This window comes from Ottowia thiooxydans, assembly GCF_040548795.1.
Lineage (GTDB): Bacteria > Pseudomonadota > Gammaproteobacteria > Burkholderiales > Burkholderiaceae_C > Ottowia > Ottowia thiooxydans_A.
Map to the genome: position 1 here is coordinate 19,513 of NZ_JBEPSH010000007.1, position 23,227 is coordinate 42,739.

General features: G+C 58.8%; 23 protein-coding genes. 12 read left to right on the forward strand and 11 right to left on the reverse strand.

Annotated features, from left to right (window positions below; genetic code table 11):
- Nucleotides 1-44 precede the first annotated feature (44 nt).
- A complete protein-coding gene (gene lspA, locus ABIE13_RS17200; RefSeq protein ID WP_354445664.1) occupies nucleotides 45-560 on the forward strand; it encodes a signal peptidase II in 516 nt (171 codons plus the stop codon).
- An 80-nt stretch (nucleotides 561-640) separates the two neighbouring features.
- Here lspA and ABIE13_RS17205 read toward each other — a convergent pair whose 3' ends face one another.
- Nucleotides 641-1,633, reverse strand: coding sequence for a D-2-hydroxyacid dehydrogenase (locus ABIE13_RS17205; protein WP_354445666.1), 993 nt, complete (start codon nucleotides 1,631-1,633; stop codon nucleotides 641-643).
- A 25-nt stretch (nucleotides 1,634-1,658) separates the two neighbouring features.
- Entirely contained in the window at nucleotides 1,659-2,639 is a 981-nt protein-coding gene (locus ABIE13_RS17210) for a quinone oxidoreductase family protein (protein WP_354445668.1), read from the reverse strand.
- Nucleotides 2,640-2,759: 120 nt separating this feature from the next.
- Here ABIE13_RS17210 and ABIE13_RS17215 point away from each other — a divergent pair, with 120 nt between their 5' ends.
- The 8 genes from ABIE13_RS17215 (at nucleotide 2,760) to ABIE13_RS17250 (ending at nucleotide 10,422) form a co-directional block, all read left to right on the forward strand.
- Nucleotides 2,760-3,665 (forward strand): DMT family transporter, encoded by a 906-nt coding sequence (locus ABIE13_RS17215; RefSeq protein WP_354445670.1) that lies wholly within the window; start codon nucleotides 2,760-2,762, stop codon nucleotides 3,663-3,665.
- A 468-nt stretch (nucleotides 3,666-4,133) separates the two neighbouring features.
- A complete protein-coding gene (locus tag ABIE13_RS17220) occupies nucleotides 4,134-5,120 on the forward strand; it encodes a Bug family tripartite tricarboxylate transporter substrate binding protein (protein ID WP_354445672.1) in 987 nt (328 codons plus the stop codon).
- Entirely contained in the window at nucleotides 5,113-5,874 is a 762-nt protein-coding gene (locus tag ABIE13_RS17225) for an HpcH/HpaI aldolase family protein (RefSeq protein ID WP_354445674.1), read from the forward strand. The genes ABIE13_RS17220 and ABIE13_RS17225 overlap by 8 nt, the downstream gene beginning before the upstream one ends.
- A 20-nt stretch (nucleotides 5,875-5,894) precedes the next feature.
- A complete protein-coding gene (locus tag ABIE13_RS17230) occupies nucleotides 5,895-6,260 on the forward strand; it encodes a cupin domain-containing protein (protein WP_354445676.1) in 366 nt (121 codons plus the stop codon).
- 17 nt (nucleotides 6,261-6,277) lie between these two features.
- Nucleotides 6,278-7,231 carry a DUF6282 family protein gene (locus tag ABIE13_RS17235; RefSeq protein ID WP_354445678.1) on the forward strand — a complete coding sequence of 318 codons (954 nt, stop codon included), beginning with the start codon at nucleotides 6,278-6,280 and terminating at the stop codon, nucleotides 7,229-7,231.
- Nucleotides 7,232-7,245: 14 nt separating this feature from the next.
- Complete coding sequence (locus ABIE13_RS17240; RefSeq protein ID WP_354445680.1) at nucleotides 7,246-8,121, forward strand: IclR family transcriptional regulator; 876 nt, start codon at nucleotides 7,246-7,248, stop codon at nucleotides 8,119-8,121.
- Between the two features lie 24 nt (nucleotides 8,122-8,145).
- On the forward strand, nucleotides 8,146-9,234 hold the full coding sequence (locus tag ABIE13_RS17245) for a Bug family tripartite tricarboxylate transporter substrate binding protein (protein WP_354445682.1): 1,089 nt from the start codon (nucleotides 8,146-8,148) through the stop codon (nucleotides 9,232-9,234).
- Between the two features lie 108 nt (nucleotides 9,235-9,342).
- Nucleotides 9,343-10,422: a hypothetical protein gene (locus ABIE13_RS17250; RefSeq protein WP_354445684.1), complete on the forward strand. Its 1,080-nt coding sequence runs from the start codon at nucleotides 9,343-9,345 to the stop codon at nucleotides 10,420-10,422.
- A gap of 96 nt (nucleotides 10,423-10,518) precedes the next feature.
- Here ABIE13_RS17250 and ABIE13_RS17255 read toward each other — a convergent pair whose 3' ends face one another.
- From ABIE13_RS17255 to ABIE13_RS17285, 7 genes are all read right to left on the reverse strand, one after another.
- Nucleotides 10,519-11,316, reverse strand: coding sequence for an SDR family oxidoreductase (locus ABIE13_RS17255; RefSeq protein ID WP_354445686.1), 798 nt, complete (start codon nucleotides 11,314-11,316; stop codon nucleotides 10,519-10,521).
- Between the two features lie 36 nt (nucleotides 11,317-11,352).
- Nucleotides 11,353-12,267, reverse strand: a complete 915-nt coding sequence (locus ABIE13_RS17260; RefSeq protein WP_354445688.1) for a DMT family transporter — start codon at nucleotides 12,265-12,267, stop codon at nucleotides 11,353-11,355.
- Between the two features lie 241 nt (nucleotides 12,268-12,508).
- Nucleotides 12,509-14,020: a tripartite tricarboxylate transporter permease gene (locus ABIE13_RS17265; RefSeq protein ID WP_354445690.1), complete on the reverse strand. Its 1,512-nt coding sequence runs from the start codon at nucleotides 14,018-14,020 to the stop codon at nucleotides 12,509-12,511.
- A gap of 14 nt (nucleotides 14,021-14,034) precedes the next feature.
- On the reverse strand, nucleotides 14,035-14,523 hold the full coding sequence (locus ABIE13_RS17270) for a tripartite tricarboxylate transporter TctB family protein (protein ID WP_354445692.1): 489 nt from the start codon (nucleotides 14,521-14,523) through the stop codon (nucleotides 14,035-14,037).
- A gap of 193 nt (nucleotides 14,524-14,716) precedes the next feature.
- On the reverse strand, nucleotides 14,717-16,483 hold the full coding sequence (locus ABIE13_RS17275) for a GspE/PulE family protein (RefSeq protein WP_354445694.1): 1,767 nt from the start codon (nucleotides 16,481-16,483) through the stop codon (nucleotides 14,717-14,719).
- A 39-nt stretch (nucleotides 16,484-16,522) separates the two neighbouring features.
- Entirely contained in the window at nucleotides 16,523-17,281 is a 759-nt protein-coding gene (locus ABIE13_RS17280) for a spermidine synthase (protein ID WP_354445696.1), read from the reverse strand.
- A 51-nt stretch (nucleotides 17,282-17,332) separates the two neighbouring features.
- Nucleotides 17,333-18,238, reverse strand: coding sequence for a LysR family transcriptional regulator (locus tag ABIE13_RS17285; RefSeq protein ID WP_354445698.1), 906 nt, complete (start codon nucleotides 18,236-18,238; stop codon nucleotides 17,333-17,335).
- An 86-nt stretch (nucleotides 18,239-18,324) separates the two neighbouring features.
- Between ABIE13_RS17285 and ABIE13_RS17290 the strand changes: the two genes are divergently transcribed.
- From ABIE13_RS17290 to ABIE13_RS17300, 3 genes are read left to right on the forward strand one after another with little or no spacing between them, the layout of a single operon-like run.
- On the forward strand, nucleotides 18,325-18,720 hold the full coding sequence (locus tag ABIE13_RS17290; RefSeq protein WP_354445700.1) for a RidA family protein: 396 nt from the start codon (nucleotides 18,325-18,327) through the stop codon (nucleotides 18,718-18,720).
- Complete coding sequence (locus tag ABIE13_RS17295; RefSeq protein WP_354445702.1) at nucleotides 18,717-20,144, forward strand: amidase; 1,428 nt, start codon at nucleotides 18,717-18,719, stop codon at nucleotides 20,142-20,144. The genes ABIE13_RS17290 and ABIE13_RS17295 overlap by 4 nt, the downstream gene beginning before the upstream one ends.
- Nucleotides 20,145-20,185: 41 nt before the next feature.
- A complete protein-coding gene (locus ABIE13_RS17300) occupies nucleotides 20,186-21,154 on the forward strand; it encodes a tripartite tricarboxylate transporter substrate-binding protein (protein ID WP_354445704.1) in 969 nt (322 codons plus the stop codon).
- Nucleotides 21,155-21,214: 60 nt separating this feature from the next.
- Here the strand turns inward: ABIE13_RS17300 and ABIE13_RS17305 are convergent, their stop codons facing one another.
- Both ABIE13_RS17305 and glmM read right to left on the reverse strand, forming a co-directional pair.
- Nucleotides 21,215-21,688, reverse strand: coding sequence for a GNAT family N-acetyltransferase (locus tag ABIE13_RS17305; RefSeq protein ID WP_354445705.1), 474 nt, complete (start codon nucleotides 21,686-21,688; stop codon nucleotides 21,215-21,217).
- Between the two features lie 134 nt (nucleotides 21,689-21,822).
- Nucleotides 21,823-23,208 carry a phosphoglucosamine mutase gene (gene glmM / locus ABIE13_RS17310; protein ID WP_354445707.1) on the reverse strand — a complete coding sequence of 462 codons (1,386 nt, stop codon included), beginning with the start codon at nucleotides 23,206-23,208 and terminating at the stop codon, nucleotides 21,823-21,825.
- Nucleotides 23,209-23,227: the final 19 nt, after the last annotated feature.

Genomic DNA, 23,227 nt, shown 5'->3' on the forward strand with positions numbered 1-23,227 from the left:
CTCCGCTCCTGGCGGAGCTTGGGCCTTGGCAGGGCGTCACTGACATGGCGCGCTCCAAGGGAAATGGCAGTTCGCTGGTGCTTTGGCTGGCGCTGGCCGCCGTGGTGGTGATCCTGGATCAGTTCACCAAGCAACTGATCCTGGGCAACTACCAGCTCGGTGACAGCACCTACGTGACCACCTTCTTCAACGTTGTGCGCGCCCACAACACCGGCGCGGCGTTTTCATTCCTGGCCGGCGCAAGCGGCTGGCAACGCTGGTTCTTTGTGGCTCTGGCCACCATAGCCGTGCTGTTCATTCTGTGGTTGCTGCGTTCTCACTCAGGGCAAAAGCTGTTCTCCTTCAGCCTGAGCATGATTCTGGGTGGCGCGGTGGGCAACGTCATAGACCGGCTGCTGCATGGCTATGTGGTGGACTTTCTGGACTTCCACTGGTCCTTCCTGAGCCCGCTCTTCTATCGTGGGCACTTCCCGGCGTTCAACGTTGCCGATGCGGCGATTACGGTAGGTGCTGTCTGCTTGATCGTGGACGAACTACGCCGGGTGAAAAAGAGCGGCTAATCGATATCGACTGGTTCGACGATGAACGAAAATCAAGCGTTGCCGAATCGCTTGATCTGTCGATCCGGATTTCTCTTCCCCTAAGAGACGACCACGTTGCGAAGCGCCGTGCCGGCTACATACCGGCTGAGGTTGTCGAGAAATGTCTCGACCGTCCGCGGCCCATAGCCTATGGAGGACGCACCGAGATGAGGCGACATCAAGACCCTCGGCGTTTCCCACCAGTCTGAATTGGCAGGCAGGGGCTCTCCAATGAAAACGTCGCTGTAATACCCTGCCAACTTTTCACTTTTCAAGGCGGTGCGTACAGCGTCCTCGACGATCACCTCGCCTCTGGCCACATTCACAATGTGAGCGCCCGTGGGAAGGTGCTCCAAAAAAGCGGCGTCCACCAGAGAATGGGTCTGAGCAGTCAGCGGACAGGCCAGGAACAGCCAGTCCGTGCGAGGCAAGACTTTCCCGATCTGGCTGAAATCAAGCATCTCATCAAACTCGGGGAGCGCCTCGGCGGTTCTACGAACGCCAGCAACCTTCATCCCCATGGCCTTGGTGATGCGGCCAATGGCTTGCCCGATCGGACCTGTTCCCACAATCAGGGCCTGGGTGCCGTCGACATCGCGAGGCCAGTGGCCCCTGTGCGGAGCGCTCCAGACTTTCTGCTGTTGAGCGCGAACCCAATGCGGCACGTCTCGCGCGAGTGCCAACATGCCGGCTATCGCCGTATGCGCCACCGCCTGAGAACTGGCGCCCGATGAAGTGGAAACAATAGCCCCTCGCTTCATGGCATTTTGAAGCACTTCCCGGTCTGCACCCGCGGCTTGCGTATGAATCCAGCGCAGAGCGGGTGTCATGCTCGCTACGCGAGAAAATGCCCGCAGCCGGGGATGGCCGCCGCCCTCATCTTGCCCGCCCATCAGGTCAAGTGACAGGAAGGCAACTTCTACAAGATCCAGGTCAGCTGGGGTGATGTCTGCTACCGCATCAAAAATGACCAGATGGCATGGCGCCTTGACGATCTTGCGCACGTCCTCAGCATGGTGCTTTGCAAACTCTGCGGTCACCAGCACATACATCAGTCGGATTCCTCCATGCGAACGCCTAGACCGTCAGGATGGTCGAGCCTGTGGTTTTCCGCGCCTCAAGCGCTCGGTGCGCCGCCTGCACCTCAGCCAGCGGGAAACGCTGTTCAATGTGGATCTTCACTTTGCCGGAACCCACCACATCAAACAAATCGTCCGCCATTTTCTGGCAGCCTTCGCGGGTAGCAATGTGAGTAAACAAGCCTGCGCGTGTCACATACAAGGACTTGGCCACCAGGATAGCGGGCGAAAACGGCGGCACGGGGCCGCTTGCATTGCCGAAACTGGCCATCAGCCCGAAGGGACGCAGGCATTCGATGGACTTGTCCCAGGTGTCTTTGCCTACGGAGTCGTAGACCACCTTCACGCCCTTCCCGCCAGTGATGTCCTTCACGCGCGCTGCGAAATCTTCTGTTCGGTAGTTGATCGCGTGCGTCGCACCATTGGCCAATGCCAGCTTGCATTTTTCTTCCGAGCCCGCTGTGGCAATCAGTTGGTAGCCCAGGGACTTGGCCCACTGGCACGCAATCAGCCCCACGCCACCGGCAGCGGCGTGCCACAAGATGTGATCTCCTGCGACCAGCCCTTCACTTGGAAGCGTCTTACGCAGCAGATATTGCGCGGTGAGGCCCTTGAGCATCATGGCCGCACCTGTTTCAAAGCTGATACTTTCGGGCAGCTTGCACACAGGCAATGCGGGCATCACGCGAACCTCGCTGTAGCTGCCGGGGGGATGCCCGGCGTACGCCGCGCGATCGCCCACCTTCAGGTGGGTCACGCCTTCGCCGACAGCCTCAATGAGGCCGGCACCTTCCATGCCTAGCGTCAAGGGCATGGGCAGGGTGTACAAGCCCGTGCGCTGATAGACGTCGATGAAGTTGAGACCAATGGCCTTGTGGCGAATACGGACCTGGCCGGGTCCGGGATCACCCACAGGCAAATCGACCAAACGCATTTCTTCCGGGCCGCCTGGCTGGCTGATCTGAACGGCTAATGGCATGGCAACGCTACTCCCTCAAGGACACTGAAAATCGGATGGTGCCACGCTTTTCGCAACTGCGCAGGCCAGCAGGCCTTAGCACGTGGAAGTTCCCGGCTGCAAACATGGCACGATAGAGGGGTGCACAAGTTCGACCGCCTCACGCCTCTGACAATCTCCCTCCTGGTCCTGGCCCCTTTGCTATGGGCGGGCAATGCGGTGGTAGGTCGTTTGGCTGTGCCCCTGATTCCTCCGCTGCTGCTCAATTTCTTCCGCTGGTCGCTGGCCTTTCTCATCTTGCTTCCCATGGCCACCTGGGTGCTGCGCTCTGAAAGCGGGCTTTGGAAGAACTGGAGGCGCTTTGCCTTACTGGGTCTTGTGGGCACGGGCCTATACAACGCGCTTCAGTACCTGGCCTTGCACACCTCAACGCCCCTGAACGTGACGCTCGTCGGCTCCAGCGGGCCCTTGTGGTCATTGGCACTGGGCCACTTTTTTTTCGGCATGAAAGTCAACCGCTGGCAAATGGCGGGCGCCGGTCTGTCGATAGCCGGAGTCGCCACCATACTGGCGCGCGGCAAACTGGAACAATTGACCTCGCTTCAACTGGTGCCAGGCGATCTGTACATGCTGATGGCCACGATATCCTGGGCCTGGTATTCCTGGCTCCTGGCCCGAGGCTCAGAACCCAAAGCCATACGGGCGGACAGCTCTGCGTTCCTGCTGGCTCAAGTGGTGTTCGGTGTCGGTTGGTCTGGCCTGCTGGCGGCGGGGGAGTGGGGCCTGACAGATACGAAGGTTGATTGGGGCTTGCCTTTATTGGCAGTGCTGCTGTTCGTGTCCATTGGTCCAGCGGTACTAGCTTACCGCTGGTGGGGTATGGCCGTACAACGTGCCGGCCCTGTGGTAGCGGGCTTCTTCTCGAATCTCACCCCGGTATTTGCGGCCGTGCTTTCCACCCTGTTCCTGGGTGAGGCACCTCGGGCATACCACGCCGTCGCCTTTGTCCTGATAGTGGCGGGCATTGTGGTGTCTTCGCGCAGATAGCCCAGGCCATCGATCGATTCTCTTGCAGTCTTATTAACAGTTCAGCAAGTTAGCAGCGTCACCCTGCTCCATTTCATGTCACACCGCGCCTCGCTGGCCGCGCGGGTGGCGCCTTGCGCGAGGCCATCCGCACATAGCGACGTACGGACGCAAGGACATGCGGCCCTAGCCGGCGCCGGACGTTTTTGGAGAGTGCGCCTGGCCAGTCGCATCACAAGCCGCCTGCATACACCCCACGCCCCTGCGTTCATGGCCGTGGCAAAAAATACACGCGCTCAAAAGGATCCCATCTCAACCAAATCCCGGACTAGATAGACAACTTAAGGCTTCTTTTTAACTTCAGCTTTCGCTCCCTGAACGCTCGACACGAGTTCTTCAGAAGATCTTCTTCCTGTAAAAAACCTTGCATCATTGTTCCAATGAACGATACACTATCACTGTCAACGAGACAAAAATAAGGAATCGATCATGTGGAGACAAGTCAACGGCCTGTTGAAGTGCGCGCTTATTGCGGGCTTCGGCACCCTCGGGATCACAAATTCAATCGCGCAGAGTTTTCCGAACAAGCCTGTCCGGCTGGTCGTTCCGTATCCGGCAGGCGCGCCTGTCGACAACTTTGCACGCGGGCTGGGGGAGACCCTGGGCGCTCTTTGGAAGCAACCGGTGGTCATAGACAACCGCCCCGGAGCCAATGAAATCATTGCGGCCCAGGCAGTGACCAAGTCCCCGGCCGACGGCTACACCTTGTTATTGGGCTCGGAAGCTGCTTTCACTCAGAACGCCTTCCTCTACTCCAAGATGCCCTATGACGCGGATAAGGACCTGGCACCAGTCACGCGCGCCGTCTACTTCAACATGGTGCTGATCACACGAAGCGCGCTCGAGACTCCGACGCTGAAGGATTTCGTGGCACTGATGAAAAAGGAAGGCACCAAGCACAGCTATGGATCAGCTGGTGCGGGCGGTACAACCCACCTGGCCATGGAGAGCGTCAAGAAAGAAGCCGGGTTTGAGATGCTCCACGTCCCCTACAAAGGCATTGCGCCCGCCATGCAGGACATGCTGGGCAACTCCATTGACGCCATGATCGCTGGAGCAACGGCGGCCATCTCGCAGATGCCCACTGGCAAAGTCAAGGTACTTGCGATTGCCGGCTCCAAACGCGCGAAGTCGCTGCCTGATGTCCCTACGTTTGCAGAAGCAGGCTATCCCAAGGTGGTCGCCAACCTGTACCTGGGTCTGGCTGCGCCTGCCGGCACACCCAAGCCGGTGATAGAAAAAATTGCAGCCGATGTCCGCAAGGCGCTCGCCGACAAGGCGTTCCTTGAGAAGAACGTAGAGCCTTATGGCTACGAGACCATTGGCGATACGCCTGCGCAGTTCCAAGCCTACATGAAGCAGGACAAGGAAATCTCCGGACGGCGCATCAAAGAGCTGGGGATCAAACTTGACTAAACCTTCGTTTCGAGCGGCGCTACAGGCCAGGCAGCCCTTGATCGGCACTTTCGTCAAGACGCCGAGTCACCAGGTGGTGGAAGTGCTGGCATCTACTCCGCTGGACTATCTGGTGCTTGATGCGGAGCACGCTCCGTTCGATGCGCATGCACTGGATGTCTGCATGCTCGCCGCGAGAGCCCATCACAAGCCGGCCCTGGTTCGCGTGTCAGACAGTCAACCGGCCACTGTGCTGAGTGTTCTTGATATGGGCGCGACGGGCGTGATCATTCCTCACGCTGTAAACCCCGAGGGAATGCGAGAGATTGTCCGCAGCTCACGATACCGCGACGGCACAAGAGGCTTCTCCAATTCACCACGTGCCGGCGCTTACGGACTGACTGGCATGGGCGATCTGATTGCCGAAGCCGACCGCGAAACCGCCTTGATCTTTCAGATAGAAGACGCCTCGGCGCTGGACTGCCTGGAAAGCCTGATCAGCGTGGAAGGTGCCGATGGTTTTCTGATCGGGCGCGCAGACCTCGCGGTCTCGTTGGGAGTCGGTGACATCAACCACCCCTCTGTGAGTGCAGCGACCGAACGCATTTGCCGCGCCTGCGAGGCAGCCGGAAAACCGGTCGGCATCTTCCTGCCGGATGCACGGGAGATAGCGCGCTGGAGAGATTGCGGCGTCAGCGTTTTTCTGATCGGTTCGGATCAGTCGTATCTCCGAGCGCAAGCGGCATCCATGTCTTCTCAATTGCTACCCAACTGATTTTCACCAGGAATGCAACTATGACCCAGATGATTGATTGGAACACCTTGCCGCGCGAGTTTGTTCGCGAAGGCATAGAGCGCTGCGGATTCCGCGGCGAAAACGTGATCATGGTAATGAACTGGGTGCAGCCCAGGATCCAGGTCCGCCCACACCAGCATGACTTCGAGCAGATTGCCGTCTGCGTCCAGGGGCGCATGAACTACCACGTCGGAGATGAGGTGTTCGAGATGACCCCCGGCTGCATTGTTCGGGTTCCCGCACACACGATGCACTACGTCGAGCCGATTGGCGATGAAGTGGCACTCAATCTCGACATCTTCTCCCCTATCCGGGACGACTACCGCCATCTCGTCGAATACCAGGCGGCCGAGTTCAAAGACTGATTTTCGGAAACTTCAACATGTCAAACCTCACCACCGAAGCCAACAAACAATGGCGCCAGACGGACCCCGGGCTGCCAGACCGTTTGCTTGAAGGCGCTGTTGACCTTCACTGCCACAGCGGCCCATCCGTGATGCCGCGCTACTTCGACCATTGCGACGCGATGGAAGAGGCGAGCTCGGTAGGCATGCGCGCCTTGCTCATCAAGGACCACTACTACTCCGCCACCCCCGTGACCGAACTGCTCAACAAGCGGTTCGCCCATCTCAAGGTCACGCTGCTTTCTGGTGTACCGCTCAACAACACCTCCGGCGGTTTGAATATCTATGCAGTCGAGCACGGGATCAAACTGGGCGCCAAGCTGGTGTGGATGCCCACTTTCTCTTCGAAGAACCACCTGGACCATCACAAGCAGGACGAGAAGTTCAAGGACAAGTTCCCCCAGACCAAGAAAACGATGCTGGACCCCACGCCTTTGACCGTGGTGGACAGCCAGGGCAAGCTTCTGCCTGAAGTGTTGCCCATTCTGGACATGATTGCAGAGAACGATATCGTCCTCTCATCAGGCCATCTGCATATCTCCGAGATCTGGCCACTGTTCGAAGAAGCCAAGCGCCGCGGCGTGAATCGCCTGCTTTGCAATCACCCCACGTATGTGATTGATGCCACCCTGGACGACATCAAGCGCCTGGTGGGCATGGGCGTCTATGTTGAGCACTCCATGTGCATGTTTGTGCCGGGATCCAAGTTCAAGTTCTACGACCCCGTGGAGCTGCAGGCGATGATCGTTGCAGGTACCGTTGACCGGACCATTTTGGGCTCCGACCTGGGTCAACTGGGAAACCCACGGCTTGTGGATGGTTTCCGCAATGTCATCGAAACCTGTCTGGATTTAGGCTATGGGGAAGCCGACGTGCGCAAGATGGTGTCCACCAACGCCGCTACGCTCGTGGGTCTCAACCTATCAACCTAAATTCCTTTTAAAAAATGACAGACTCCGAAGGCCCAGCTCCCCTTGATTCAGTTGCACTTATTGCCAACTTGCTGGACGAACTGGGGGCCGCATCCGGCCCCCTCGGAGTCACGGAGCTGTCAAGACTTCTTGGCCAGACCAAGGCGCGTGTACACCGCAATCTGACATCTCTGCGGCAGTTCGGATTTGTGGATCAAGAGCAGAAGTCGGAGAAGTACCGCCTGGGCTGGAAGCTGTTTCACCTGGGTGAGCGCGCCGGAGTGCAATTCAACATTCGGGCGATTGCAGCTCCGTATCTGCACCTGCTGCGCTCTTGCACTGGCCAGAGCGCGCTGCTTTCTATTCCATTGAACGGTGAAGCGCTCGTCATTGACGCTGTGGACAACGAGAGCAGCGTCAGCATCACGGTCAAGCCTGGTAACCGCCCGCTTGCGCACTGCTCGGCTCAGGGCCGAATTGCGCTGTCCTACGCCAGCGCGGCCCAACGGGCTCGGCTGCTCAATGGAGTTCTAGCCAAGCCCACCCCGGCTTCGATGAGCGACGTAGGCGCGATCCAGGAACGAATGGCGCTCATACGAAGCCAGCTGATAGAAGAAGCGCCGGATGAAGTACTGACAGGCATCAATGCAGTGGCAGCGCCCATCTTGCGCTCGCCTGACGAACTGATTGGCATTGTGTCCATCGTCGGCTCGGTACAGCACCTTCCGGCGCAATCTACGACAGGCGAGATTTCCAGCCTTCTGAGAGGCTGTGCCGCTGCGCTGTCCGAACAGTTCGGATGCTCCATTTATGCAGACCACGGTTTCGAAATGCCCAAAGCGGTGAGACAACTGGCTAGTGGAAAGTCTTCCAGACCTTCCCAGGAAAGCCAGAGCCGCCAGAACCTATAACCCATCCCCTCGAAAGAAAGAGAAATGAAATTATCCCGCCCTGCCCTGCCTTTGGACTCCGCTGAGACAACTCGAGTTTCAGCCTTTGCGGAGGGCCCATGCACTACCAGCATCCAAGCTGCAGGCCGCCGTCGGCGGACAGTGGTTCGCACGCTCGGTCTTGCGCTCGCTTTGGCAGCCAGCGGCGTGAGCACGTCAGTGCTTGCACAGTCCTATCCATCTCGTCCCATCAAGATCGTCGTACCTTATCCTGCGGGCGGACCCATCGATGCACTGGCTCGCGCGTTTGGCGAGCGCCTTAGCGCAACGCTCGGCCAGCCAGTCATCATTGACAACAAGGGCGGCGCCAACGAGATCATCGGGGCAGATGCAGTTTCCAAGTCGCAGCCAGATGGCTACACCATGCTGCTAGCTACAGATGCCGCCTTGTCGCTCAACCCCTTTCTGTATTCCAAGCTGCCCTATGACCCGCAGCGTGACCTCATTCCAGTCTCGCGCATCGTCAACGTCAATATGGCGCTCATTGCAAAGGGAAGCCTTCCTGCGTCGAATCTGAAAGAGTTCATTGCGCTGATGAAAAAGGACAGCAGCAAGCACAACTATGGTTCTTCAAGCCCCGGCAGCACGACACACCTTTCTTTCGAGGCGTTGAAGAAAGCCGGAGGCTTTGACGTCAGGAACATCCCCTACAAGGGGATCGCGCCCGCTCTGCAGGACTTGCTGGGAGGCAACATTGACGCCATGTTTGCCGGCGTCACGGCAGCCACACCCTATGTCAGCAGTGGAAAACTCAAAGTTCTCGCCATCTCGGGGCAGAACAGGATCGATGCCTTGCCAGACGTCCCCACGTTCAAGGAACTGGGCTTTCCCGATCTGAACGCGGGCTTCTACATGGGCGTGTCCGTACCCAAAGGCACGCCAAGGCCCATCATTGACACGCTCAGCCGGGCGATCAAGCAGATCAGCCACGACAAAGGCTATGTGTCGAAGTTCGTGCAGCCCAATGGGTACGACGTCATCGGAGAAACGCCAGAGGAATTTGCCAAGTTCCTTGAGCGTGACCGCGTGGTCTCTCAGCAGCGCATCAAGGATGCTGGCGTGAAGCTGGACTAAAAACGCGTAGCGGCAAGTGGGCGCTGCTCTTTTGTAGCAGCACCGCTGCGCACAGCGCAGAGGGCTCCGAGGGGCCCTCAGCAAAGCATATAGCAAGGAAACTCTACCGTGGCAGATCTCCGTATCCGTATTTCCAGCCTGGAATTGAAAAACCCCGTCATCTGCGGCTCTGGCGAACACACCATGACCGCTGAAGGCATTCGTGCTGCCATCGCCAGTGGCGTCGGCGCAGTGGTCGCCAAGTCGGTCAACGAGTCGATGGCGGCAAAGTCGCAGCTGGACAAAACGGATTACCGCATGGTCGGCACCGACTGGAAGCCGGTTGCCTGGGATTTCAATGCGCCGCCTGATGCCTCCATCTTCTGCCGGTCCGGACTTATTCAGAAGTCTTTTGATGACTGGATGCAAGAGCTGATTGTTCTCGATCAGCAAGCCGCCAGCGAAGGCTGCTACGTCATCCCTAGCCTGATATTGAGCGATCTCGAACAATGCGCCGCCTACGCCCAGGCAGTCGAAAAGATGGGTTTCCGCGTGCTGGAGGTCAACATTGGCGCGCCTCACGGCGACGAAGCAGCCAAGGGCGCCATTGTGTTGGAGCGCGATGCAAGCCGGATCGAGACCATCGTCAAGCGCCTGCGCGCGGCCGTCACCCTTCCCCTGTGGATCAAACTCACAGGGCAAAGCGAAAACCCAGCCCTATTGGCAGAAGCTGCCAGAAACAGCGGCGCCGATGCAGTCATTCTCATGGGCCGCTTCATGGGTTTTCTTCCCGACCTGGACACACACAAACCGCTGCTGAACACCTCTGCCGCCCTGGGAGGCGCCTGGGCTCTTCCCCTGACTGCGCGCTGCGTGGCCATGAGCAGAAAGCGACTGGGGCCGCAGTTTCCTCTTCTCGCCACCAATGGTGCGCGCAGCGGGCTGGATGTGGCGCGGTTCCTGCTGTCCGGTGCTTACGCCGTTGAGATGACTTCGCTGGTGCTCATGCGTGGCTATGGCGCATTGGCGGAGTGTGTGCAAGAGCTGAACGCCTACCTGGATTCCCAAGGAAAAAGCGCCAGCCAGTTAATCGGACTGGCAGCCGACCAGCTTCAGAGCTATGCGGAGCAGGTTGATCGCCCCGAGATCTGGCGGAAGTTTTGCCCCCCGGCCCAACCAGGCACGCCATCAGCCGAAGTGCCTTATTAATCCCCAGCAATCCCAGGTCAGTTCACCGCAGGGAAACTGGCCTGGGCAGTTGCAGACTCGTGAGCGCCCCCAGGGCCAGCAGAGGGGGCTGGCAACTCAATAGGCGCCGGGGTACAGGCCCCCATCCGGCAGAATGTTCTGGCCGGTCAGATACGCTGCTTGCTGGCTGCACAGGAAGGCGCAAATAGCGCCAAACTCTTGCGGCGTGCCAAAGCGGCCTGCGGGCACCTGCTTGGCAGCATTGGCACGAATCACATCGATGGATTGGCTGGTTTTGTCGGCAGTCACCTGGTAGATGCTTGCAAGGCGATCGGTGTCAAATTTGCCGGGCAGAAGATTGTTGATGGTCACGCCCCTGGACGCGAATTGAGGGTTGCGAGCCAGGCCGGCCACAAAGCCCGTCAGGCCAGAGCGCGCGCCATTGGACAACCCCAGAATGTCAATGGGCGCCTTCACCGCGCTGGACGTGATATTGATGATGCGGCCAAAGCCTCGCTCGGCCATACCGTCCACAACGGCCTTGATCAATTCGATGGGGGTGAGCATGTTGGCGTCGATCGCCTTGATCCATGCGTCACGGTCCCAATCACGAAAATCACCTGACGGTGGCCCACCTGCGTTGGTCACCACAATGTCGAAATCCTTGCGAATGGCAAACACGGCCGCACGGCCCTCAGCCGTAGTGATGTCCGCTGCGACCGCGATGACTTCGATGCCCCGGCCGCCCGCCACCTCGTTGCGGAGCCCCTCAGCGGCTGCATCAAGCGCTTCCCGGCCACGTGCCACCATCACGACGTTCACCCCTTCACCGACCAGGGCTGCCGCGCAACCCCAACCAAGGCCTTTACTGGCGCCGCAAACCAGCGCCCATTTACCCGCAATACCTAAATCCATCTGAGCTCTCCTTCCCAATAGATTGACGGCAAACCTTCAACGCCTGGTGCGGGTGAACATGTAAATGCCCACCATCACCAAAACCGTACCAGCGGCCAAAGACGGCGTGAAAGGTTCGCCTAGAAAAACGATTCCCATGCCAATGGTAGCCAAAGGGCCAATCATGCCCACTTGCGAGGTCAAATCCGGCCCCAGCCGCTCAACGCCCATCATCATCAACAGCACAGGCAAAGCCGTACAAAGTGTGCCATTGAGGGCCGAAAGCCACAGGACTTCCGGTGCCACCACTGCGGCCGACAGGGGCCTCAGAATCAGAAATTGCACTATGCAGCAAAAGCACGCCACTGCGGTCGCCAGGCCTACAAGACGCAAAGAGCCCAGGCGTTTGACGAACTCGCCACTGTAGAAAAGATAGACGGCATAAGTGCAGGTGGAAAGAAACACCAAAAACGCGCCGAGCGCCGTGCCCGTGCCAGGCACCAGGCGCAATTCCACACCGAAAACCAGCAACGCCCCCGCATAGCTCACCAGCGCAGCCAGGATTTCCGGCATGGTGATGCGCCGGCCCTTGAGTATCCAATTGAGCGCCATCACCATGGTGGGCGTCAGGTACAGAATAAGCCGTTCCAGGCTGGCCGTGATGTATTGCAAGCCCATGAAGTCAAGCATGCTGGACAGGTAGTAGCCAGAAAAACCCAGTCCGATAACGCCCAGCCAGTCGCGCCGGTTTAAGGGCTCCTTGTCACGCCCCGACCACCAGACCATGATGATGAAAAACGGCAGTGCAAACAGCATGCGGTACATGATGAGCGTGACCGCGTCCACACCATACCGGTAGGCGAGCTTCACAATGATGGCCTTGCCGGCGAAGCCAATCGCGCCTATGCCTGCCAGGATAAATCCGGTCATCAGGGCAGCGTTCGCCGGCGCGTCATTTTTCAAAGCAGTCATTTCATATAAACCTGGGAACGGCAGTGGTACGCAGCGCTGACTTGATCCGGGCTTTCCAAGCCTATCGATCAGGGCCTGCAAAGCCAAGGCACTCAGTGTTGCTGTGGGCTTTGAGCATAGCAAGCAGTGTGCTGCCGTTCAGCGGTTCAATCCGGACTTTTCGCGTAGAGGGGCAGCGTGATAAAAGAAGCCCCAAAAAAAAATGGCACCCGAAGGTGCCATTTTTCTGCCGTCTGCCTCGTCACTCCTCGACGAAGGCTTCCTCTCGTTTGGATTTCACCGACGGGAGCAACACGATGACCAAGAGCAGGGCTGCGACCGCCAGCAAGCTTGCCGACAAAGGCCGCGTGACCAAGACGCTCCAATCGCCGCGCGAGAGCAGCAGGGCTCGCCGCAAGTTCTCTTCCATCATCGGGCCCAGGATGAAGCCCAGCAGCAGTGGCGCAGGTTCCATACCAAGTTTGATGAAGATGTAGCCGATGATGCCGAACCAGCCCACCATCCACACGTCCCATGTGTTGTTGTTGGTGGAGTACACACCGATCGCGCAGAACAGCACGATGGCAGGGAACAACCAGCGGTAAGGCACGGTCAGCAACTTGATCCACATGCCGATGAGTGGCAGGTTCAAGATGATCAGCATGGCGTTACCGATCCACATGGAAGCGATCAGACCCCAGAACAGTTCCGGGTTGCTGGTCATCACCTGTGGACCAGGCTGGATGTTGTGGATGGTCATGGCACCCACCATCAGCGCCATCACGGCGTTAGGAGGGATACCCAGTGTCAGCAATGGAATGAACGAGGTTTGCGAACCTGCGTTGTTGGCTGATTCAGGAGCTGCAACGCCGCGAATGTTGCCCTTGCCAAACGGTACTTCACCTGGTTTGAGCTTGGTCTTCTTCTCCAGCGTGTAGGCCGCGAAGGCTGACAGCAGAGCACCACCGCCAGGCAAGATACCAAGCGTGGAGCCGATGACCGTGCCACGCAAGATGGCAGGAGTCATGCGCTTCCAGTCTTCCTTGCTTGGGTACAGATGGCTCACCTTACCGGTGAAGACTTCACGCTGTTCGTCTGGCAGTGAAAGGTTGGAGATGATTTCTCCGTAGCCGAACACACCCATGGCGATCACGATGAAGCCAATGCCGTCGGTCAATTCAGGGATGTCGAACGAGAAGCGCGCCACACCTGAGTTCACGTCGGTACCAACCAGACCCAGCAGCAAGCCCAGCACGATCATGCCGATTGCTTTGATCAGTGAGCCAGAGGCCAACACCACAGCGCCGATCAAGCCCAAGACCATGAGCGAGAAGTATTCGGCAGGACCGAACTTGAAGGCCACTTCTGTCAGAGGAATGGCGAAACCAGCCAGAATCAGCGTACCCACGCAACCTGCGAAGAACGAGCCGATACCTGCGGCTGCCAGCGCTGGGCCGGCTCGGCCCTTACGAGCCATCTGGTAGCCGTCAATGACCGTCACCACCGAAGATGATTCACCCGGCAAGTTCACCAGAATGGCGGTGGTCGACCCACCGTACTGAGCACCGTAGTAAATACCGGCCAACATGATCAGCGCCGCCACCGGAGGCAGCGCGTATGTGGCTGGCAGCAACATGGCGATGGTGGCCACAGGTCCCACGCCTGGCAGCACGCCGATCAGCGTACCCAGCACGCAGCCAATGAACGCGTAAATCAGGTTTTGCAGTGTGAACGCAACACTGAAACCCAACGATAGATGTTCAAAAAGTTCCATTATTTCTGGCCCTCTTAACCGCCGATGAAGCTCGGCCAAACTTGGAACTGAAGCTTCAAGCCCCAAACGAATGCGAACCAGCTACCGATTGCCAGAATCGTGCCAAGAACCAGGGTCGGGACCCATCTGAATTCCTTACCAGCCATGCTGGCGACGATAGTGAGAACGTAAATGGCCACGATCATGCCCATGGCCGGGATACCCAGGCTTGGCATTCCACCCAGCAAAATGCCGAACAGGAAGTTGGACGCAATGATGAAGATCAGCGGCTTCCAGGCAAACTTGCCCACAGGATCGCCAGTAGCTGATTCAACAACCATGGCCTTGAAAGCCACGGCGGCACCGATGATGGTCAGCACTATTCCCAGCAAAAGCGGGAAATAGCCTGGACCCATGCGGGCGCCATTACCGATGGTGTAGTTGGTAGCCCCCCAAGCGAAGGCTATGCCGATCGCCATGTAAAGAAGCCCGGCGAAAAAATCTTTCTGACTCTTAATTCTCACGAGTCGTCTCCCCTATGAGGTTGCACGAAGCCGCATTGTGACGACTGGATACGCCCGTAACCATGTGGATTCCACCTACAAGGCCCCCGGGGATACCCTAGGACATGGAACCAATCCATGCAAATTGAACACGAAGTGAAGGAAAAAAGGCCCGCGCGTTGGCTAGCACGAGCCTTGCAAACCCTGCCAAAGCTCACGACAAAGGCGGCGTGGCAGAGATCACCTCCTGCAAAGTCGTGAAACCTTCCGCTGCACGACGCGCGCCGGCCAAGCGCAAAGGACGCATACCATCGGCTATGGCCTGCTTGCGCAACTGCGCGAGCGTGCAAGAGTTTTGAAGCTGCTCCTTGAAAGTCTCACTCACGGTCAGCAGCTCATAGATGCCCATGCGTCCGCGAAAGCCCGTCATGCGGCATTCCACACAGCCGGCAGGCTTGTAGGGTTTGTAGCTGCCTTGATTGGGTTTCCAGGGCTTGATCGCTTCGGCCAGGGTCTGCGCAGAAGCGTCTTCATCCAGCACCCGGCATTCCTTGCAAAGAACTCGCACCAGACGTTGCGCGAGCACACCCAATACCGTGGCACTCAGGAGGTAGGAGGGAATGCCAAGTTCCATCAATCGCGTCAGCGCGGACGTCGCGTCGTTCGTGTGCAGCGTCGTGAACACCAGGTGTCCGGTGAGAGCAGCTTGTACGGCCATTTCCGCGGTTTCCAGATCGCGGATTTCTCCAATCATGATGATGTCAGGGTCCTGGCGCATCAAAGCCCGCACGCCTTCGGCGAACCCGAAATTCAGCTGAGGCTGGACCTGGGTCTGGTTCAAACGCGGGTCTATGTTTTCGATCGGATCTTCGATCGTGCTGACATTCACCTCTTCGGTCGCTACACGCCGGAGCGTGGAATACAAGGTGGTGGTCTTGCCCGATCCCGTAGGCCCTGTCACCAAGATGATGCCGTAGGGACGCTCCACCAGCGATTGCCACCGCGCAGCATCGTGTTCAGTAAAGCCCAGCGCAGACAAATCCTTGACCGCAGTGTCTGGATCAAAGATGCGCATCACCAGCTTTTCGCCGAATGCAGTCGGAAGAGTCGACAGTCGCATCTCAATTTCTTCGCCGCGCGGATTGCGCGTCTTGATGCGTCCGTCCTGGGGGCGTCGCTTCTCAACCACATCCATGCGGCCCAACAACTTGATGCGTGCAGTAATGGCCCCCATCACGCCCGAAGGCACTTGGTAGACCGGGTGCAATACCCCATCGATGCGAAAACGGATCACGCCTTGATCTCGCCGCGGCTCAACGTGAATGTCACTGGCTCGCTGATCGAATGCGTACTGCCAAAGCCAATCGACCACCTGAATCACGCCCTGGTCGTTCGCATCCAGTTGGCGGCCGGATTTTCCGAGCTCCACCAATTGCTCGAAACTGGCACTGACTGCTGAACCGCCGCTCTTTTGTGCAGCCCGTACCGACTTCGCAAGCGCAAAGAACTCTGCCGTGTAACGCTTGATATCGGTTGGGTTGGCCACCACTCGGCGAACAGGGCGCTTGGCTTGCCGCTCAACCTCCGTGACCCAGTCATCGACGAAAGGTTCGCTGGTGGCCACCACCACCTCGGTGGCCGCCAGTTGCACGGGCAAAATCTTGTGGCGCTCCGCGTACACCGAACTCATGGCTTCAGAGACTTTGCCTGCATCGACCTTGAGTGGATCTATGCGCAAATAGTCCAATCCCGCGCGCCGGGCCAAAAATTGGGTGAGTTGCTCAAGCTCCAGCGGCCTGCCCTCTGCAGCGGACTCGATGCCCACGGCCGCCAGCCGCACAAGAGCAGGCTGGGCACTCTCGGCCTGTGAGCAGCGCGCGATGGTTTGTTCAGCAACTTCAGCAGTGATGACCCCGTCTTCCTGCATCCACTCGACCAACTGACGCCAATGCACGAAACCGCGATAAGGCTGTTCAGCCATGAGAGCCTCCAGAAAGAATGCCAGAACGCACGGAAGAAATCATCTCTCCAAAGCCTTGAAGACCTTCAACCATTTGCGTGCCGGCAAATGCCAACGAGCTTCTATCAGCTCTGCACGAGCTGCCAGCACATCTCGTTTGGGCCTGGACGGTGTGCGCTGTGCAAGCACGACCGTATTGCCTTCCCGGGTCGGCTTGAAGGCCCAGACAGCCTGTGCACCGAAGGCCTCCGAGATGCGGGCCAGACTGCGCTCGAAGCTGGCGGAGCGGCCAAAAAGATTGACCGTCATGCAACCATCGTCAGTCAACGCACGACGGCAGTCTGAATAGAACTCCACACTATCGAGCATAGGCGCTGCCGCATCGTCGTCGTAGAGGTCGACCGCCAACGCGTCCACCGTACCTATCCATTCATCACTTCGAATTTCATGGCCGGCATCGGCAATGACGACGCGAAAGCGTGGCCCCTCCGGCGGCAATCGGAACCAGGAAAGGCAGACGTCCGCTACACGTGGATTGATTTCCACCGCGGTGCAGGTCATGCTCAATTTCTTATAGCAAAACTTGGAAATGGCGCCCGCGCCCAAACCCAGTTGCATGGCATGGCGACCAGCCACAGAATCTGGCGGCACGAATAAAAGCCACGCCATCATGCGCTGCACGTACTCAAGATCGATGTCGTAGGGGGTAGCGATGCGCATCGACCCCTGGATCCACTCGGTGCCCAGGTGAAGATAACGAATGCCATCGCTCTCGGAAATATTGACCTCGCTGGAGGCTGCTGACTGATTGGATTTCACAATTCAAACATTATGGCCCGGGCCATCTGCAAATCCGGGGGCAGGCATCACTCAGGACGCCTGTGGCGGTGCACAGGTCAGCAATTCGACGAAACGCTTGAGAAGAGGCGTCTCGGAATCGGCCCTCCAGATGGCATGGATGGGTGTATGGAGCGCCATGTCAGGCACTGTGACCAGACGCACCCCTTTGGGCACACGTGAAGCAGCGCTCTGTGGCATCACGCTGCACCCCAGGCCGGCGGCAACCAATGCCATGACGGTGTAGTGGGACGTGCCGACTTGCACGATGCGAGGCGTAAACCCGCGATCGTGGAAATGAGCCATGATCATGTCGTGCATGCGGGGCGACTGCTCACGGCCAAACAAGATGAAATCTTCTCCGTCCAGTTCAGCCAGCCGCGACGGCGGGTGCCTGCAGAACCGGGAGTCCGCGGGCACTGCCAGCCTATATTCATCTGTAAACCACGGTACATGACGGAGTTCTGATTCATCGTCTATCTGTCCGCTGTAAGCCACCGCGAGATCCAGGTGCCCCGCTCTCAAACGCTCAGTGATGGCGCCCGAAAGCATGGTCTCCAGGGTAAAGGTGATGCCCTGCTCCTGCGCTCGGCATTGACGCAGTGCTGCAAGGGCCTGGGGATGCCAGAGATAAATTTCCGAAAACCCGACCTTGAGATGCCCCAGACGGCCGCTGGCAGCCAAACGGGCGCGCCTGAGCGCCTGCTGGCCATCCGCCAACAGGCGTTTGGCATCGGTGTAGAGGCTCCGTCCAGCCGCGGTGAGCTCCATGCCACGCGCCGTGCGCTCGAAAAGCGCTGCGCCAATCTCATCTTCTAGCAGTTGCATCTGGCGAGACAGGGCGGGTTGCGCCACATGCAAGCTCTGCGTCGCGCGCCCGAGGCTTCCTGCCTCCGCCACACGAACGAAGTAATGCAAACGTCGGGTATCCATATCCATCAGTTAATTGTATGACTTGGTTCAAAATTTGATATTTGTTCAAACACTTTGAAGCGCTTAGAGTTGCGAAAAAGAAGTGAGACCCTATGCCGCGCATTCAGTACCTCAACTCCCCCGCATTCACGCAATTAGGGCTGCCGTTTTCTGAAATCGTCCGTGTAGACGACACCCTTTATCTATCGGGCCAGATGGGCACGTTACCGGGCAGTCTTCAACTTGCGCCCGGCGGCGTGGAGGCTGAATCCGAACAGGCGCTGCGCAACGTTCAGCAAGCGCTGGAGCACCACGGTTTTTCCATGCGTGACGTGGTCAAGTGCACCGTCATGCTGGCCAACATGGACGACTGGCCAGCCTTCAACGCCATTTACAAGCAGTTCTTCCAGCAGCCTTATCCAGCCCGCAGCGCATTCGGCGCCAGTGGCCTGGCACTGGGCGGTCGCCTGGAAATTGAAGTCATGGCCGTGGTGGGAGATCGTTCATGAGTCTGAGTTTCAATGAGTACCGAGCCTTTGACGCGTTAGGCTTGGCAGAGGCCATCCGCAACGGCAAGCTCAAGCAGAGCGAGGTTTTGGAGGCGGCACTCGGGAGGCTAAGCGCGGTCAACCCGCAAGTCAACGCAGTAACCTACCTGGATGAGGCAGCCGTGGCAGAGGCGCGCAGTGCGCCAGCCTCAGGGCCGCTGGGAGGCGTGCCCTATTTCATCAAGGATCTGCATGCGCCAGTCAAAGGCATGCCGCTTGCACACGGGAGCCGTCTGTTCGCAGGTCAATCATTCGACTTTGACAGTGAAACGGTGGCACGCCTGCGCCGCGCCGGTCTCCGTATTCTGGGCCGCACCGCTTCTTCGGAACTTGGGATGAGCCCCTCGACTGAAACGGCGCTGGCCGGCGCCACTCGAAACCCATGGAACTTGAGCCGGATCGCCGGAGGCTCTAGTGGCGGCGCAGCGGCGGCCGTCGCAGCAGGCATTGTGCCGGCATCACATGCCACAGACAGCGGCGGCTCCATCCGCATTCCTGCGTCGTGCAACGGTCTGGTTGGCCTTAAGCCGACCCGGGGCCTTCTACCCACTGGCCCCCACCGTGGCGATGCCACCCACGGCCTGAGCCATGAGCATGCGGTGACTCGGTCTGTCCGCGACTGCGCAGCCCTGCTCGACGCCACTGCGGGGCCCGACGTGGGCGCACCCTACTACACCCCGCGCCCCGCACGGACCTTCCTGGAACTGATCGCCGAGCCTCCGAGAAAACTTCGGATTGCCTTTACAACCCGCACTTTCCGGGACGAGGCAGTCCATCCAGAATGCGAAGCTGCGGTGCTGGACACCGCCAGGCGCCTGGAGGAGATGGGCCATGTGGTTGAAGCCGGCAGGCCAGACTTTTCGCCAGCCGCTTTGGGTGCTGCCACCGGCATTCTGCTGATCACCGGACTGGCGGCCCAGCTACGGGCCCGTGAGGCCGTACTCGGGCGCCCTGCACGTGAGGACGAGCTGGAGCCCGTAACCTGGGAAGCCATCCGCCAGAGTCACAGCGTCACGGGGGTGGACTATGCGAGCCAGTTCCCCCGGATCAACCAGGAAGTGCGCAAGATCGCGCAATTTTTCGAAACTGTGGACGTCTTGCTCACCCCGACAATGGCATCTCCGCCAGTAGAGCTCGGCACGCTTTCCACGCAGACGCTGTCACTTTCTGAGTTCAAGCAAGCAGCCGGCAGCTTGGTCCCCTTTACAGGTGCCTTCAACGCGACGGGTCAGCCCGCCATCAGCTTACCTCTGCATTGGACATCTGACGGCATGCCTGTCGGCGTGCAATTGGTGGGCCGCTTCGGCGAAGACTCGACTTTGCTGCAGCTGTCAGCGGAGATGGAACGTGCGTGGCCCTGGTTTCATCGCACGGCACCACTGTAGACCCCTGAATCACTCCTATTCCCCCTTTGAAAGACCTCCCCATGCAACGTCGTCACTTGCTCGCTTCTGCCCTGCTACCGCTGGCGTCAGCCGGCCCTGTCTGGGCGCAAATTCCGACAGGTCGAGGTCCTTTGCGTCTGGTGGTGGGGTTTCCCGCTGGTGGATCCGCGGACGTCCTGGCCCGCACCTTGACGGACAAGCTCAAGAACGAGCTTGATGTGGCTGTGGTGGTGGACAACCGCAGTGGTGCGGGCGGCGCCATTGCGGCTGACTATGTGAAGACTCAAGCGGGTGATGGCTTGACCATCTTGCTCGGCACCACCCACATGATGGTGATGGCTCCTCTCACCATGAAAAGCGTGCGTTACGACGGTGCGAAAGACTTCAAACCGGTCGCGCGTTTGTCCAGCTTCAACGAAGCCATCACCGTCCCTATTTCCAGCCCGGCCAACACACTGAAAGAATGGCTGGAATTGGCCAAAGCCGATGAAAAGCATGCCAACTATGGCGTGCCCGCGCCTGGTAGCCTGCCCCAATTCATCGGTTACCGCCTGGGCGAGCTCACGCGCACCAAGTTGGTATCCGTGCCCTACCGTGGAACCGCCCCGCTTACGCAGGACTTGTTGGGTGGCCAGATAGCGGCGGGCATTCTCCCCGTGGCTGATATGGCGCAATACCATGGCAAGCGGGTGAAGGTACTGGCCATCAACGGTACCCGGCGCACTGATCGCCTGCCCAATGTGCCCACCTTGCAAGAGCTTGGCTACAACGAGTTCAACCACCTGGAATGGACGGGTCTGTTTGTGCCCAACGCAACGCCGGATGCCACTGTGCGACAGTTGGAAGCAGCGGCCATCAAAGTCTCGGGCGCCCCTGAAGTGCAAGAGGCATTGCAAAAACTCGGAAGCAATCCTGACCCGTCGCCCGGCTCCAGCCTGACGCAGGCCATTCGCGACGATCTGGGCCGCTGGGGCCCGGTGGTGAAGGCGTCCGGATTCAGTGCCGACTGACACAGCACGGCAAGGCATTCAAGGCTTGGCGCGACGGACTTCAAGTCTGCCGAATACGCCCTAGATCTTCTTCTGCCACATCATGGCTTCGCCCCAGGCGGGATCAAGCGCGTAGGGAGCAAAGCCTTGCTTTTCGTACAGATGCCGGGCAGATGTGTTGCCCGTCAATACTTCCAATGTCAGCTTGCAGGCACCGCGCCGCACGGCCTCGCGCTCCACGAAGTCGAACATCGCCTGTGCAATGCCTCGTTGCCGATGGCTGGCACTGACGACCACATCATGAATATTGACAAGAGGGCGCGCCAGAAAAGTGGAAAAACCCTCTACGCAATTGATAAGGCCAACGGCTTTCCGTGTATCACCTTCGTCCGCCCACGCCAAGACCGAAAAAAGATGAGGGCGCTCGGCCATCTCCCTCACCAGCCGCTCTTTCACCTCAGACGTCAGGGGTTCGGCACCACCCGCAGGCTCGCTGGCGTATTCGTTCAGCAACGCAACGACGGCTTGCGCATCGACTGAGTCCTGATAGTTCACTAGAGAAACTTCTACTCTGCTTGGCATATCCGCCCTCACCGATCTGTACTTTCTGTTTTATCCTCGAAGGGCCGGGCGCAGAGCTTAAGGTCCTGGGCTGCGAGACTGCCCCTGTGGTTTGGCCCTCTCGCCTCTTAATGCCCCACAGCAGTGGGGAGCCTCTCCGCCTGGACTGTGGCGACCAATCTCTCCGCACATGACTGCGCCAGTGCGGCCTCCTGAGCTTCGACCATGATGCGCAGCAGCGGCTCTGTGCCACTCGGGCGAATCAACACGCGCCCGGCATCGCCAAGCTCAGCTTCCACGGCTCGTGTTTCTTCCGCCAGCTGCTGGTTGTTTTTCCAATCCTGACCTTCTCGCAAGCGCACGTTGATGAGTACTTGGGGAAAGAGCTCAACGCCTGCCAGAAGCTCGGCTGCCGTCTTGCCGCTCACCGCGCACGCTTGCAGCACCTGAAGGGCAGACACAATGCCGTCGCCCGTGGTGTGCTTATCAAGTACCAGCAGATGACCTGAGCCTTCGCCGCCCAGTATCCAATTGCGGCGCGACAGCTCTTCCAGCACATAGCGGTCGCCCACCTTGGCGCGCACAAACTCAAGACCCAGCTTCCTGAGCCCCACTTCGACCGCTTTGTTGGTCATGAGTGTTCCCACCACCCCCGCCAGCTGCGGGCTGCGTGTGGCGCCGCGTGAGACTGCATCGCGTGCAAGGCGGTCGGCTGCCAAAAGATAGACCAGTTCGTCGCCGTTGTAGAGGCGGCCGGAGGCATCAACCAATTGCAGACGATCTGCATCGCCATCGAGCGCAATGCCATAGTCGGCCTGATGAGCGGCAACGGCTTTCACCAGAGCTTCTGTATGCGTTGCACCCACACCATCGTTGATATTGAGACCATCTGGCGAGCAGCCAATGGCAACGACATCGGCGCCAAGTTCATGGAACACCTTGGGTGCAATCTGGTAGGCAGCACCGTTGGCACCGTCCACCACGATCTTCATACCGCGCAAGGTGAGATCGCTGCTGAAGGTGCTTTTGCAAAATTCTATGTAACGGCCCGCTGCATCGGCCAATCGCCGGGCGCGCCCCAGATGGGCTGAATCGACCCATTCCGCCGGCTCTTCCAACACGGCTTCGACTTCGCGTTCCCAGTCGTCGGGAAGCTTGGTGCCGCTGGCGCTGAAAAACTTGATGCCATTGTCGGGGTAGGCATTGTGGCTGGCACTGATGACGGCGCCCAGGCTAGCCCTTTGAGCACGCGTGAGATAGGCCACGGCGGGGGTCGGCACCGGGCCCAACAGCACTACATCTACCCCTGCCGAATTAAGCCCAGACTCCAGGGCACTTTCCAGCATGTAGCCAGATATCCGCGTGTCTTTGCCAATAAGCACGACGGGATCTGGATGATGCCGTTTGAGCACCCGGCCTACGGCATGTCCGAGCCGAAGCACAAAATCCGGTGTGATGGGAGAGCGTCCCACTGTGCCTCGAATGCCATCGGTTCCAAAGTATTTTCGGCTCATTCTTCTTGTGCTGCCTGTA